The sequence below is a fragment of the Aeromonas sp. FDAARGOS 1419 genome (genome assembly GCF_019047045.1).
Classification (GTDB): Bacteria; Pseudomonadota; Gammaproteobacteria; order Enterobacterales; family Aeromonadaceae; genus Aeromonas; species Aeromonas veronii.
This window is the reverse complement of the sequence record NZ_CP077209.1, coordinates 4035851-4049537: the sequence shown is the minus strand read 5'-3', so window position 1 is coordinate 4049537 and position 13687 is coordinate 4035851. Positions and strand designations below refer to the sequence as shown.

Here is a 13687-nt window from a genome sequence, read left to right as displayed (position 1 = left end):
CCAAAACAGCGCGGCCACTCCTTGGCAAGGAGTGGCCGCTTGAGGCACCGGTCAGTGGATTCGACCGGCTAATTGGAAGTTAACGGCAGGTCAGATGTTGTTGGCGGGCGAGGGTGGGGCAATCCCCAGCAGCATATGATCCATCATCCCCACCATGCGCCCTATCTCGGGCTTGGTGATGGTATCGTTGGCCCCCAGTTGCAGCGCTTTCTGACGGTTGTCATCGCTCATCAGGGAGGAGAACATCACGATGGGCATCTCCTTGTAGGAGGGGGTATCCCGCAGCCGCTTGAGCAGGTGCATGCCATCCATGCGCGGCATCTCCACATCGGTGATCACCGCGTTGACAAAGCCGGTCACCGGCATTCTCTCCTCCTGGGCCAGACGATCGAAATCCGTCATCATCTCCAGTCCCTCTCCCCCATCCTTGGCCGTGATCACGTTGTAACCAGCGGTGCGCAGGGTGGTCTCGATCATCTTGCGGATAAAGGCCGAGTCGTCCACCACCAGAATGGTCTTGCCCTGACGCAGCGCCATCATGCGATCGTCGATAAGCACCTTGCGATCCTGGGTGACGTCGTACTTCTCCATGCTGAGCTCGGGGTTGATATCGGCGATGATCTTCTCGAAATCGAGGATCATGATGAGGTTGCCATCGCGCCTGACCACGGCCACCACGCAGTCGTTCTCCCCCGCCTCCAGAAACTGGCTGGGGGACTCCACATCCTCCCAGGAGACCCGGTGAATCCGGCTGACGCTATCGATCAGAAAACCGTTGGCCATCTTGTTGAAGTCAGTGACGATCACCACCTTGTGGCTGGGGTCAGGGTTGGTCTTGATGCCGAGCCAGCCCGCCAGATCCACCAGCGGGATGAGGCGATCCCGCAGGGAGAATACCCCCACCATATGACGCTGGGCATTGGGGTAATCTGTGGTCTCCGGCACCCGGATCACCTCGCGTACCTTGGCGACGTTGATCCCGTAATAAGCGGTTTTTTCACGACCGTCCGGTAGCTGCTTCTTGAGGTGAAACTCGATGATCTCAAGCTCGTTGGTGCCACTTTCGGTCAGGATAGATTTACGCTCTTCCCCATCTTTGGACATCATGGTGACTCTCATTCTGGTTGCGCGGGCAGCAGACCGCTGCGGTTTTCCCTCAGTATAGGAATGGAATTCACCCAACGGCTCGGATCTCGGCAAGATTGCATCGTTAACCGCTTGATCCCGCAGGCTGGCGGGATCGTATCTGCCAATCAGGACAACATTGGCGGATGGTGAAATCCATCATGTACTCAAAAGGAGCCTTAGATGAGTAAAGGTATCGTCGTAATTGGCGCTTCTGGCGGTATCGGGGCGGCTCTGGTGACACACTGGTTGGCGGCGGGTGTCGGGCCAGTGATTGCCATCAGCCGTCAGCCCGCACCTGCTGGCCTCTCATCGCCGGGTCTGCACTGGCTATGTTGTGATTACAGCGATGAGAAGATGGCAACTACGGTAGCCCGCATCGCGGAGTTGGCACCGAGACCGCATCGGGTGGTGATCTGCAACGGCATCCTGCATCAGGGGGAGATCCAGCCAGAGAAGCGACTCGAAGCAATCAATCTCGATGCCATGACCCGCGTCTACCAGACCAATGCCTTGCTGCCGCTGCGCTGGATCAGCCAGTTGTTACCGCTGTTTGGCCGCGAGCCTTGCACTCTGGCCGTTCTCAGCGCTCGGGTCGGCAGCATTGGCGACAACCGAGCGGGCGGCTGGTATGGCTATCGCGCATCCAAGGCCGCCCTCAACATGCTGCTCAAGTGTGCCGCCATCGAGCTGGCCCGGCGGGCCCCAGGCGTCAAATTGCTGGCTTTCCACCCCGGCACAGTGGATACCCAACTCTCTCGCCCGTTTCACGCCAATGTACCGCCAGGAAATGTGCAGAGTCCCGAGCTGGTAGCCGACCATCTGATTAACCAGATGAACCGGCTGCAACCGGATGGCGAGCTGAGCTTTCTCGACTGGCAGGGCAAACCTATCGAGTGGTAGAGGAGATCAGGAGACGCGCCAGCAGCGCCCGCAGCGCCTTGATCACGGCGGGCTTGCCCGCCAGTTGCAACCTCGCAGCCAGCGCCCCCCACTCTGCGTACTGCCAGATGGGGGCGATCAGCAGATAACGCTCGTCAGGAGTCAGTGAAGCCAGCACAGCCAGATGGCGTGCCAGCCATAACTGCAAGCTGGATTGGCTCAGTTCAAACGGCTTGTGATGCAGGGCAAAGCACTCAACCTCATCGCGCTCGAACTCGTCAAGCTCAGCCGCGGTGACGGTGCTGCCTTGCAGGCATTGCCATACCAGCTCGGGCTCCAATCCTTTCAGCTCGCCCGCCAGCAGGGTCGGCAACTGGCGAATGAAACGCTGCTGCCACTGATCCAACTCGGGCTCATGTTCGGGTTTCAGCGCCTTTAGCAGCAGGGCTGCGTGGCAGCCGCTGGCGGCATCCCGTTGCAGGCCGATGCGCAGCACCGTCAGTCCTGCCTTGCGCCAGAAGGGGAGCAGGTCGGCGCTGGCCGAAAAAGCCGAGCCAAGGTAATCGATCCCCGCCTGACGATAATGTTCTTCAAGCCTGCCAAGCAGCAGCGACCCCAGACCGTGCCGGTGCAGCTCGGGATGGATGGCGATACGCATCACCCGGGCGTAGCTGCGCCCCCCCGCCGTTTTGAAACCGGCGTGGGCCAGCAACGACTGGGGCAGCAGATGGCCGCGCGGACGGCGACGCCCGGCCCAGATCGCCTCGGCCAGCTCGGGTTCTATTCCCCCTTCCCGCGCCACCAAGGCCACTCCCAGCAGGCTCGCATCCTGCTCCAGCAGATGGATGTCGAGATCCGGGCTCTCCAGCAGGGATCTGAGATCGCTCGGCGTAGTCTGGTAGTGAGCCAGCACCAGCAAGCCGAACAGCTGGTTGAGCAACGTCTCATCGCTCTCCAGCGCCTCCTGACTGACCAGACGCCAGCTCGGGTTGGTCGGCGACATAGGCGCCGCCACTTCGGCATTGAGGCCGAGCAGGCGGAAAATCAGCAGCTCCAGCGGATCACGCTCACTCCAGCGAATGGGCTCAGAGAGGCGGATCTCCTGCCACTCCGGGGTCTGGCTATCGAGCACCCGCTTGAAGCGCAGGTGAAAACCGCGCCCCGTCCCCTCGTAACCGTGCTCGGTGGTGGCAAACACGATGCGGCTGTGGCGGGCCAGCATGGCCTCGAGCAGCGGGGTCGGAATGGCGGCCGCTTCATCCACCAGCAGCAGATCGGGATTCATCGCCTCGTGCACCAGCCGATCCGGCGAGCAGTAGCTCAGTCCGGTCAGCTGTTCCGGCGTAGTATCTAGCCCGCGAGCGGCGTGGCCAAACAGGGTCGCTACCGTTGCCTGCGAGGGGGCCGTCACCACTATGTTCAGCGAGGGTTGCTGGCGCAGCAGCTCGGCGGCAGCCAGCCCCAGCAGCGCACTCTTGCCTCGGCCGCGGTCGGCGCTCAGCACCAGTGGCCGACGACGATGGCCGTGCAACACCTTGTGGATGGCGGGCAGTGCCCGTGTCTGATCGCAGCTCAGCCTGCGCTCCGGCCCAATCGGTTGCCACGGCTGCGAGCAAACCGGCGGCTCCAGAGAGAGGGCTGGATCACCTTCCAGCAACCGCACCTGTCGGGCGATAAAGCCGTGACCGGCCCGACCCGCCTCCTCCGGCTGGGCCACCAGCCGGATCCTGTCAGGATCCGGCCATGAAGGCCACTCTACTCTGGGCGGCGTCAGCAGCAACAGCAAGCCACCGGCGCATAGAGTGCCAGCCAGCGCCCCGAAGGCGTCGGGATGAAAGCCGCTGAAGGCGTTGAACACCAGCGTGTCGCACTCCTGACCGAGCCGCTGTAGCGCCTTGGCGGCGGGTTGCGGGGCATAACTCTCGGGCCCGGCGCCCAGCCAGAAGACGGTCTCACCGAGCAGGGATTGGGCGCGGGCAATGCACTCGGCCTCCTCCCCCTCCAGCCAGATCAGGCGCCGCTCACCGGCGCGGGCCAGCGCATTGCGCAGGCTGTTGAGCTCAGGCGGCGTCATGAAGCCTGGCTGTCAGCCGGTTTGCGGGGCTCGAACATGCGATCTCCCATCTGATCGATAAAGGTGTGGGCCTTCTGCACCATGAAACGCTCGGCATCGGCCGGATTGGCAAACAGATCGGAGCGGATGAAACGGTGGGTTTGCAGCACGCCGTCCAGCTCTTTGGTGATGCGGCCAGCCAACCGATACTGACCCCCTTCTGCCATGGGCTCCGGATAGATGAGATAGCCAGCATATTCGGTGGGAGTGACTTCCGGCGCCTTGGTCGGCTCGCCCCCGAACAGGGCGCTGAACAGTTTCTTGAGCATGGTGATCTCCTTTGGTTGCCAGTATTGTCCCCAAGGGGTTACACAGTGGCAAGCAGGGGATCTTATTACCAATGGTTATTTGCACTACGAACCATTCTCATTTAGATTTCATCTCATTCCACAAGAGGTGACCATCATGTACGTCTGTTTGTGCCGCGGCATCACAGATACCCAGATCCGCAAAGCGGTGCAGTCAGGTAAAAGCGAATTCCGCCAGCTCAAGCAGTCGCTCGAGGTGGGCGCCCAGTGTGGCAAATGCGTGCGCATGACCATGGAGATCATCGCCGCAGAACTCGACAAGCTGGAGCAGGAGCAACCCGTGCTCTACTACGAAGTGGCGTGATCCGGACACCTCTTTTCTGATGCGACCCGCCAACAGGGTCACCCCTTTTCTCAGGCGAGCTGGCTCGCCAGACCTCTTGTTGTCACTTTTCTGGACTAAGCTCTAACGATCGGAGCCTCAGGCACGAACCAAGGAGCACTGTCGATGAAAGGAGACCCCAAGATCATTGCCCACCTCAACAAGGTGCTGGCCAATGAGCTGATTGCCATCAACCAATACTTCCTGCACGCCCGCATCTACGATGACTGGGGCCTCAAGGCGCTCGGGCACAAGGAGTACCACGAATCCATCGACGAGATGAAGCACGCCGACGAGCTCGTCAAGCGGGTGCTGTTTCTCGAAGGGCTGCCCAATTTGCAGGATCTCGGCAAGCTGCGCATCGGTGAAACCGTGGAAGAGATGCTGCGCTGCGACCTCTCGCTGGAGATGGATGCCATCCCCGACCTCAAGGTAGCCATCGCCTATGCCGAGTCGGTGCAGGACTACATCAGCCGCGACCTGTTCCAGGAGATCCTGGAGGATGAGGAGGAGCATGTGGACTGGCTGGAGACCCAGCTCGATCTTATCGATCGCATCGGGCTGGAGAACTACCAGCAGTCGCAACTGCACCACGGTTCATCATGAATAGTTATGGCATGAAAAAATGATTAAAAAACCCGCTCAGGCGGGTTTTTTAATGTCTGGCTGCATAGCTTTCCACACCACTTATCAGCATGAAAAATAAGCGTATTTTTGCTATTCAGATCGCAAAAACAGACGCTTGGGAGTTGCACTATTGGGGCCCCTCACAGGGACATACAATAACAACATGTGAAAGGACTACATCATGCACTTCCTACCCAACAAGCTCGCGCTAGCCTGCGCCATTGCCCTGTCTCTTGCCGCCTGCAATGACAACAGCTCGAACGCACCTGCAGACCCCGCAGCCACCAAAACATCCCTGATGCAAACCATGGATGAGGCCCTGCGCGAGAGCCAGTCGCTCGACCCCTACGGTTTTGCCATCGATGCCACCAGCATCGCCAAGCGCAAAGCACTCGACAGTTCACTGCTCCAACGACTGAATGCTCTGGATCCCACGGTGCTAAGTGAGCGGGATCGGCTGTTCTACGATATGATCCGCTGGGACTTGCAGATCAATCTTGAAGGATACGATTTACCCCAATCCCAGATCCCGATCCATCACTTCCGCAACCGCGTGGTGGATCTGGCAGATGACGTCGGAGCAGCCCCTGCCAGCGGCAAAGCGGCTCGCACCGTCAGCAGTGGCTTCGACTATTTCGAGCACAGCTCGGCCGACAGGGTCACGCCGGGTGATGGCGCATGGCGACGGGATCTCGACCGCACAGACACAGCGCCGGCACTTGCAATGGCAACTCGAGCAAAGACAACAATGACCCCGCTGGCCTGGTATCAGGAACACCTCACCTGGCTCAAGGCCTATGATGTCTATCTTGCCGAGGTGAAACACCAGTTCGAGCTGGCCAGTATTCAGGGCAACACCTTGCCTGATGAGCTGGTAGACCGGCTGCTGGCCCAGCTCAACAGCAAGCTGGATGGGGAGGCGATCGCCGGCTCCTACCTCGGCTGGCAGCAGTTGCCGGGGGATGCCGATGCCACACTGCGAGCAGACTACAAAGCCGTGTTGGACAGCATCAACAGCCGTTATCTGGCGCTGCGAGACTATCTGGATTACCAGCATGGCGGCGCCTATGCAGTGCGCTTGGGTAGTGGCGAGTGTGGCGACGGTTTCTGTGGCATGACCAACGGGCGAGACTGGTATCGCTGGCTGCTGAAGAAGCACACCACCACCAATATGACACCCGAGCAGATACATGAGCTGGGATTGAGCGAGGTAGAGCGGATTTTCGCTGCCATGGTCAAGGTATGCCATACCGTCGGCAAGTGTGACAGCGACGACGTGAGCCAGAGCAAGCAGAGCGGCCAAATCTACGCCTTCTTCCGCTATCTGAACGATCCAGCATTCTTCTATCAGAACCCGCTAGAGGTCTGGTCCGCCGGCCTCAACCCGGACAATGCAGCCGGGGCGATGCTGAGCGGGCCACAGCAGCAGGCGCTGGCCGAACACGAGCGGGCACTGCAGGAGTACAACATCTTCAAGAGCAAGGCTGCACTGGTACTGCCGGACTTCTTCGATGCCGAACGTACCATTCCCAAACTGGATTACGAGGTGGTGCCCGTCTCCTATGAAGATGCGCCATACGGCGGGGTGGCCTGGTATCAGGACGGCAACCCGCAGACCGGCCGCAAGGGGCAGTTCTTCCTCAACACATACTACCCCTATGGTCTGCAGAGCTGGAACATCAGCACCCTGCTGGCCCACGAGGCGGCGCCGGGTCACCACTTCCAGATCACCATCGCCCAGGAGCTGGCCGCCAAGGACCCCGACTTCCCGCAGTACGTGGCTAACGCCTCCTACACCGCCTATGCGGAGGGCTGGGCGCTCTACACCGAATACCTGGCGGATCACGACATGGGGCTCTATCAGGGACGGGGCCTCTATGATCCGGCGGTGGGAGACGTGAAGGTCGAGGGATCATCCGCCTTCAACAACCAGTTGCAATACTTCGGTCGCCTCAACGAGGAGATGCTCAGGGCGATGAGGCTGGTAGTGGATACCGGTATCCACTGGTATGGCTGGAGCCACGATCAGGCTGTCAACTACATGAAGGAGAACTCGGCGCTGGGGGCGGGGGACATCAGCTCCGAGGTGCCGCGCTACATGGCCTACACCGGTCAGGCGACCTCCTACAAGGCAGGCCAGCTGGCGCTAATCCGGATGCGGGAGTCGGCAGAGCAGGCACTGGGCGGAGGCTTTGACCTCAAGGAGTTCCACCACCATGTGCTGGAATACGGCATGTTGCCCATCTCGGTGCTGGAGCAGAAGAACAAGCAGTGGATTGAACAGTCGAAGTGATCACAGTTACGGCGCCCGGCAAGGCAACGGGCGCCGCTTTCGATTAGGATACGGCTCTCTTCCAATAACAATGCTACGGACGATTTCCATGGAACAGATTGCACGCGAGATGGCGCCCCACAAACGGGTGGCACTGGTGGCTCACGACAACATGAAGACCCCTCTGCTGAACTGGGTGATGCGCCGCAAGGAGGAGCTCAAGCTCCACCATCTTTACGCCACCGGCACCACCGGCACCATGCTCGGCAAGCAGGCACAACTGCCCATCACCTGTCTCTTCTCCGGCCCCATGGGGGGCGACCAGCAGCTCGGCGCCCTGATCGCCGAAGGGAAGATCGACGTGCTGATCTTCTTCTGGGATCCCCTCAATGCGGTGCCGCACGATCCGGACGTGAAGGCGCTGCTGCGCCTCGCGGCGGTCTGGAACATCCCGGTCGCCACCAACGAAGCGACCGCCGACTTCATCATGGACAGCCCCCATATGCGGCAAGCGTTCAGCGTGCAGATCCCGGATTACGCCGGTTATCTGAAGGCGCGCACCGAGTGATCGGCTAACCCGTCATACAAGAGGGCCGCAACAAGCGGCCCTCTTTAATTGGGAAAATGAATCAGCCAGGGACACAAACCTGCGCCGGCTTATAGCGCGCGGGCGAGAATGCGTGCCACCCGATCCGGATCGATATCCTGCTGTTCACCGAGCGCGGTGCGCCCCACCCGCTTGAGATTGGAGCAGACCGCCGGAATGCAACTTTCGCTGAGGCCATAGTCAGCCAGCCGGGTACCCAATCCCATCTTCTGGAAGAATTGCTCGGTGCGGATGATCGCCTCTTCGATGCGCAGGGCCTTGTCCTCGCGGGTCGAATGCCACACCCGTTCGGCAAACTGAGCCAGCTTGTCTTGCTTCTGGCTCGCCCGCTCACGCAGCAGTGAGGGCAGCACCACCGCCAGACTCTGGCCGTGGTCGAGCCCGTAGAGCGCCGTCAGCTGATGGCCGATGGCGTGAGAGGCCCAATCCTGCGGCACTCCGCAACCGATAAGCCCGTTGAGCGCCAGACTGGCCGCCCACATCAGATTGGCCCGCACCTGATAGTTGGTCGGCTCCGCCAGCGCCTTGGGGCCGTTCTCCACCAGCACCTGCAGCAAACCTTCCGCCAGCCTATCTTGCACCTCGCCGCCGACCGGAAAGGTGAGGTACTGCTCGGCAATATGGACGAAGGCATCCACCACTCCATTACCGGTCTGGCACGGCGGCAGGCTGTAGGTGGTGGTCGGGTCGAGCACCGCAAATTGCGGCTGCACCAGCGAGCTTCTGAAGGAGATCTTCACATCCCCGCGGCTCACCACCGAGGTGGGATTGCTCTCGGAGCCGGTGGCTGGCAGGGTCAGCACACAGCCCATCGGCAGCGCCTTGTGCACACTCGCCTGTTTACCGCAGATATCCCAGGGATCATCCCCCTCATAGCAGGCGGCCGCCGCGACAAACTTGGTGCCATCCACTACCGAGCCGCCACCGACCGCCAGCAGGAAGTCGATGCGCTCGCGCTTCACCTGCGCCACCGCCTCCATCAACAGCTCGAATCTGGGGTTGGCACCGATGCCGGAAAACTCCTGCCACGTCACCCCCTCCAGCGCTCGGGTCAACTGCTCATACACCCCGTTCTGCTTGATGCTGCCACCGCCGTAAAGCACCAGCAGCCGGCTGCCGGGCGGGATCAGTTCTGGCAGGCTGGCGATCTGCCCCTCGCCGAAACAGATGCGGGTCGGATTGGCATATTGGAAGTTGTACACGGCGGACTCCTCGACTGGCTCAATGCGCGGACATTGTGCGCCTGTGGGGAGGTGAGGTCAAAAGAGGTGGCAGAAGCTTGCCCATCGGCGGTCGACACTGGCCCATCTGTGCCGACCGGGTATCTCTCACAACAGTGACGGGATCAGGCGGTTTTGGCCTCATCTTTGGATGAGCTCTTCTTGCCGGTCAGGCGATCCATCGCCTCCTTGAGCATCGCCTCTCGCTGTTCGTTGAGCGGCTTGCTCTGCTCGGCCCGCTCTTCCGGGGTCAGCTTCTTGTTGTCGGCGATAGCCTTGAGTTTGTCTTCTATTTCGTTGAATTTCTTGCGATCAAACCCGAGCGCCTTGTCCACCAGCTGCTGCACCACGCCCCCCTTGTCGGAGCTCATATCGAGCGCCGGCGGCAGCTTGCTGTTCTTGGCCAGATGTTCATAGGTCAGCACCTGCTGGGCCTGACCGGTCATGCGCTGGGTGGAGAGGCTGACCATCTCCTCCCAGCCCCCCCCCTGACCACCGCTACTGGCACTGTTGAGGGTGGCGAGGGCGCGGTTGTTGGAGGCGCTCTGGGCAAGCTGCTGGCTGTAGGGTTTGATATCCATGGGGGCTCCAATTCAGTGCGCATCTGCGGCAATGGGCACAGGCTGATCCGGTCACATGGGGCGTCATGCCCCACCATTATCAATTAAACCAGCAAGTTACAGGCCAACTTGTCAGATTGGATGAGATCCCCGCGCTGGCAAGCTTGCCAGCGGTTACAGCCCCGACACAGCGTCAGAATCATGACTCATCCGCTGCTTTTACCCCGATTTCCGACACATACCGCTGCCCCACAAACACTGCACCATATAAACCGCAGGAACGCTCCATCGATCACAAAACAAACAACCACTCAGGAATACAATTTTGGCGCACATCACAACCAGCCAGCCGTGTCATGGATGATCTGTTCGAAAAACCAATAACAGGCAGACCAATCTGTCGTGCTCACTCCGCTGCCAGTTCGGAGTTGCAGCCTCCCCACACCTCATCCCCTCGTCTGACTCTCACTCACCGCAATCCTTCGGGTACACCTATGAAAAAACACACCTTGAGTCTTCTCTCCGCCACCCTGCTCACCCTGCTTGGCACCAGTGCCGACGCCTGTACCGGCCTCATCGTCGGCAAGGGGGCCAGCGCCGACGGCAGCGTGATGATCGCCAGAAACGAGGATTTTGGCGTCAACAACTGGAACAAGTACCTCGCCTTCCGGCCCGCGCAGCAGAACGAGGGCAAACTCTGGAAGCTGGGCAACGGGCTGGAAGTGCCGATGCCCAAGGCATTTTTCGCCTACTCCTCCATCCACGACTGGGATGCCACAACCAGCGACCCGGCAGGCAAATATTATGAAGAGCGCGGCATCAACGAGTTCAACGTCGCCATCTCGGCCACCACCAGTGCCGAGGTCAACGACAATGCCCAGAAAGCCGATCCGCTGATCGAGAAGGGGATCATTGAGGCCATCATCCCGACCCTGATCCTGCCGCAGGCCAAGACGGCCAAAGAGGGGGTCGAGCTGCTCGGTCGCTATGTGGAGCAATATGGCGCCGGTGAGGGTAACAGCCTCTATCTGGCGGATGTGAACGAGGCCTGGCTGATGGAAATTGGCTCCGGCCACCACTGGATTGCGGTACGGGTACCGGACGACAGCTACGCCATGGTGGCCAACGGCCTGCGCATCCACGGCGTCAATCTCGACAGCGCCGATGTGCTGCACTCACCCAAGCTGCTGGAGTTTGTACGCGAGCACAAACTGCTGGATAACGCCAACCCGAAAGATTTCAACTTCGCCAAGGCGTTCGGGGTCATCGCTGACCCGTATAACGTGGATCGGGAGTGGCTCGGCCAGAAAATGTTGACCGCCTCCCACAAACAGGCGACCCGGCAGGCGCAATATCCACTGTTTATGAAGCCGGATGCCCCCATCGCCGTGCCGGACGTGGCCAAGGTGCTGAGCGCCACCTATGACGGCACGTTGCTGGCGGGCAAGGCGGAACGGCCGATCCGCGTCGATCGCCAGCTGGAATCCCACGTCATCCAGCTGCGCAAGGAGATGCCCAAAGAGCTGCAGGGATTGATCTGGCAGAGCTACGGCGTGCTGGCCGAATCTGTGATGGTGCCGCTCTACAACACCCTGGAAAACTATCCCCTGCCCTATCGCACCGGCAGCGACAGCTACTCCGATGATTCCGCCTACTGGCAGTTCCGCAGCCTGACCGCGCTGGCCAGCGCCGCTCCAGACAAATACCTGCCGCTGCTGCGCGGCGTCTGGAGCAAGGAGAGCAACAAGCTCTACAAGGAGGTCGCCGTCCTCGACAAGAGCCTCAAGCAGGCCTATGCCAGCGACAAGGCTACCGCCATCGGGCTGGCCGCCGACTACTCCTATGGCCAGTTGGAGCAGACCTATCAGATGGCCAAAGATCTGCGCTACAAGCTGATGACGGATCTCACCAAGCGCACCGAGAAGAAGTATTCGCCGGAGGAGTTCAAAAAGATCATGAGCCTGTAATCGGCTCGCCAACGCAAAGAGGCTCCCAAGGGAGCCTCTTTCGTTTCAGCCAATGCAGCGATCAGCGGCGGCTGATATTGAGCGGGCCGAAGGTCTGCGCCACCGGCATGATCTCGATGCTGTTGATGTTGACGTGGGCCGGTTGCTGGCTCACCCAGAGCACGGTATTGGCGATATCTTCCGGCTGGATCGCCTCCACCCCCTGATAGACGGAGGCCGCCTTGGCATCGTCACCGTGGAAGCGCACGTTGGAAAACTCAGTGCCGCCGCACAGGCCCGGCTCCACGTTGGTGACGCGAATGGCGGTGCCTGCCAGATCGGCACGCAGGTTGAGGCTGAACTGCTTCACGAACGCCTTGGTGGCGCCGTAGACGTTGCCGCCCGGATAGGGGTAAGTGCCGGCGATGGAGCCGATGTTGATGACATGGCCGCGATTGCGCGCCACCATGCCCGGCAGCAGCAGGCGGGTGAGCAGGGTCAGACCGCTGATGTTGGTGGCGATCATCTGCTCCCAATCTTCCAGATCCGCCTTGTGGGCCGGCTCCAGCCCCAGCGCCAGACCGGCGTTGTTGACCAGCAGATCCACCTCGTTCCACTCGGCTGGCAGGCCGGCGATGGCGGCGCGGGTGGCCGCCTTGTCCTGCACGTCGAATGCCAGCGGCAGAAACTGCTCGCCCAGCTCGTCAGCCAGCGCAGCCAGCCGCTCGGCGCGGCGACCGGTACCGATCACCTTGTAGCCCGCCTGCACCAGCTGGCGGCTGATGGCTTCACCAAAACCGGACGAGGCGCCCGTTACCATTGCAATCATCTGAACCTCCATTATCTCAACCGATATTGTTATTTATGTTGTTGAAACCAATCTGATTTATTCATCGCTCAATTCACGTCCGGTCGCCTTGCGCCAGACAAACACCAGCAGATGGAGCAGCAACAAGCCCGAGCCACCCAGCGCAAACAATAGGCCGGTGAGGGCGTTGACCGAAGTGTCGGCACCGCACCACCACCAGACCAGCCAGCCACTCAGGCCGATGACAAAAGTCTGGATGGCGCAGACCGGACAGCGCCCCAGCTTGGCCCTGATGGCGGTGGCAAGACAGTTGTCGCAGCTCATCCTGCTCCTCGATTCTGCTCGTTCAACATGATCAGTTGGCCCTTGAAGACGGCTTGCGAGCCACTCTGCGCCGCTCACGCTCCTCGTCGCTCACCAGCGGCAGCACCAGCCGGTGGGCGTGCTGGTCGCGGCCATAGTAGTCCGCCAGCCGCTGCTGGGGACGAAATCCCAATCCCTGATAGAGCGCCAGCGCCTCTTCGTTGGCGTCCGCCACCTCCAGCCGGATCGCCCCCCAGCCAGCGGCCTTGCCCTCGCGGATCACCTGCTCCAGCAGACGGCGGGCCCAGCCCAGACGGCGCACCGTCCAGCGAATAGCCAGCGCCTGAATGACCAGCCGATCCCAGCCTCTGTGCTCCAGCAGGCAGAGATAGCCCATCAGCTGATGTTTCTCGTCCAGCAGCAACAGGGTGCGCCCCTTGGCATGGGCCAGCAGATAGTGCCAGCGGCTGCGGCCAAAGGCGACTTCGGGGGGAAAACAGTAGCGTTCCAGATTAACGATGGCGCCCAGATCATCGGTTCGGGCCGCACGTACGGTCAACACGGGGAGTCCTTGTTCGGTTATTTATCCTCAGC

At 60.7% G+C, this 13687-nt stretch carries 14 protein-coding genes; 6 read left to right on the top strand and 8 right to left on the bottom strand.

The features are described from left to right. Positions 1-90: 90 nt before the first annotated feature. A complete protein-coding gene (locus I6L49_RS18495; RefSeq protein WP_005335957.1) occupies positions 91-1107 on the bottom strand; it encodes a chemotaxis protein in 1017 nt (338 codons plus the stop codon). A gap of 201 nt (positions 1108-1308) precedes the next feature. Here I6L49_RS18495 and I6L49_RS18490 point away from each other — a divergent pair, with 201 nt between their 5' ends. Then, positions 1309-2028 carry an SDR family NAD(P)-dependent oxidoreductase gene (locus tag I6L49_RS18490; RefSeq protein ID WP_216950100.1) on the top strand — a complete coding sequence of 240 codons (720 nt, stop codon included), beginning with the start codon at positions 1309-1311 and terminating at the stop codon, positions 2026-2028. Here the strand turns inward: I6L49_RS18490 and I6L49_RS18485 are convergent. Both I6L49_RS18485 and I6L49_RS18480 read right to left on the bottom strand, forming a co-directional pair. After that, complete coding sequence (locus I6L49_RS18485; protein WP_216950099.1) at positions 2015-4081, bottom strand: tRNA(Met) cytidine acetyltransferase TmcA; 2067 nt, start codon at positions 4079-4081, stop codon at positions 2015-2017. The genes I6L49_RS18490 and I6L49_RS18485 overlap by 14 nt on opposite strands. After that, a complete protein-coding gene (locus I6L49_RS18480; protein ID WP_005354958.1) occupies positions 4078-4389 on the bottom strand; it encodes an HlyU family transcriptional regulator in 312 nt (103 codons plus the stop codon). The genes I6L49_RS18485 and I6L49_RS18480 overlap by 4 nt, the downstream gene beginning before the upstream one ends. Before the next feature lie 136 nt (positions 4390-4525). On the opposite strand from I6L49_RS18480, the gene I6L49_RS18475 reads away from it, so the two are divergent. The 4 genes from I6L49_RS18475 (at position 4526) to I6L49_RS18460 (ending at position 8217) form a co-directional block, all read left to right on the top strand. After that, on the top strand, positions 4526-4732 hold the full coding sequence (locus I6L49_RS18475) for a bacterioferritin-associated ferredoxin (RefSeq protein WP_111901511.1): 207 nt from the start codon (positions 4526-4528) through the stop codon (positions 4730-4732). A gap of 144 nt (positions 4733-4876) precedes the next feature. Next, positions 4877-5356, top strand: a complete 480-nt coding sequence (bfr, locus tag I6L49_RS18470) for a bacterioferritin (RefSeq protein WP_005335967.1) — start codon at positions 4877-4879, stop codon at positions 5354-5356. A gap of 202 nt (positions 5357-5558) precedes the next feature. Further along, on the top strand, positions 5559-7670 hold the full coding sequence (locus I6L49_RS18465; RefSeq protein ID WP_216950098.1) for a DUF885 family protein: 2112 nt from the start codon (positions 5559-5561) through the stop codon (positions 7668-7670). 88 nt (positions 7671-7758) lie between these two features. Next, on the top strand, positions 7759-8217 hold the full coding sequence (locus I6L49_RS18460) for a methylglyoxal synthase (RefSeq protein WP_005354960.1): 459 nt from the start codon (positions 7759-7761) through the stop codon (positions 8215-8217). An 89-nt stretch (positions 8218-8306) separates the two neighbouring features. Here the strand turns inward: I6L49_RS18460 and I6L49_RS18455 are convergent, their stop codons facing one another. Further along, positions 8307-9458, bottom strand: coding sequence for an iron-containing alcohol dehydrogenase (locus I6L49_RS18455; RefSeq protein WP_216950097.1), 1152 nt, complete (start codon positions 9456-9458; stop codon positions 8307-8309). A 143-nt stretch (positions 9459-9601) separates the two neighbouring features. Continuing rightward, positions 9602-10057 (bottom strand): hypothetical protein, encoded by a 456-nt coding sequence (locus tag I6L49_RS18450; protein ID WP_213387774.1) that lies wholly within the window; start codon positions 10055-10057, stop codon positions 9602-9604. A gap of 473 nt (positions 10058-10530) precedes the next feature. Between I6L49_RS18450 and I6L49_RS18445 the strand changes: the two genes are divergently transcribed. Next, positions 10531-12003: a C69 family dipeptidase gene (locus tag I6L49_RS18445; protein ID WP_216950096.1), complete on the top strand. Its 1473-nt coding sequence runs from the start codon at positions 10531-10533 to the stop codon at positions 12001-12003. Positions 12004-12064: 61 nt separating this feature from the next. Here I6L49_RS18445 and I6L49_RS18440 read toward each other — a convergent pair whose 3' ends face one another. From I6L49_RS18440 to I6L49_RS18430, 3 genes are read right to left on the bottom strand one after another with little or no spacing between them, the layout of a single operon-like run. Then, the gene (locus I6L49_RS18440; RefSeq protein ID WP_216950095.1) at positions 12065-12811 is read right to left on the bottom strand and encodes an SDR family oxidoreductase; all 747 of its coding nucleotides are present in this window, start codon (positions 12809-12811) and stop codon (positions 12065-12067) included. Between the two features lie 57 nt (positions 12812-12868). Continuing rightward, positions 12869-13114: a DUF3624 family protein gene (locus I6L49_RS18435; RefSeq protein WP_216950094.1), complete on the bottom strand. Its 246-nt coding sequence runs from the start codon at positions 13112-13114 to the stop codon at positions 12869-12871. 31 nt (positions 13115-13145) lie between these two features. Next, positions 13146-13655, bottom strand: coding sequence for a GNAT family N-acetyltransferase (locus I6L49_RS18430; protein ID WP_216950093.1), 510 nt, complete (start codon positions 13653-13655; stop codon positions 13146-13148). Positions 13656-13687 lie beyond the last annotated feature (32 nt).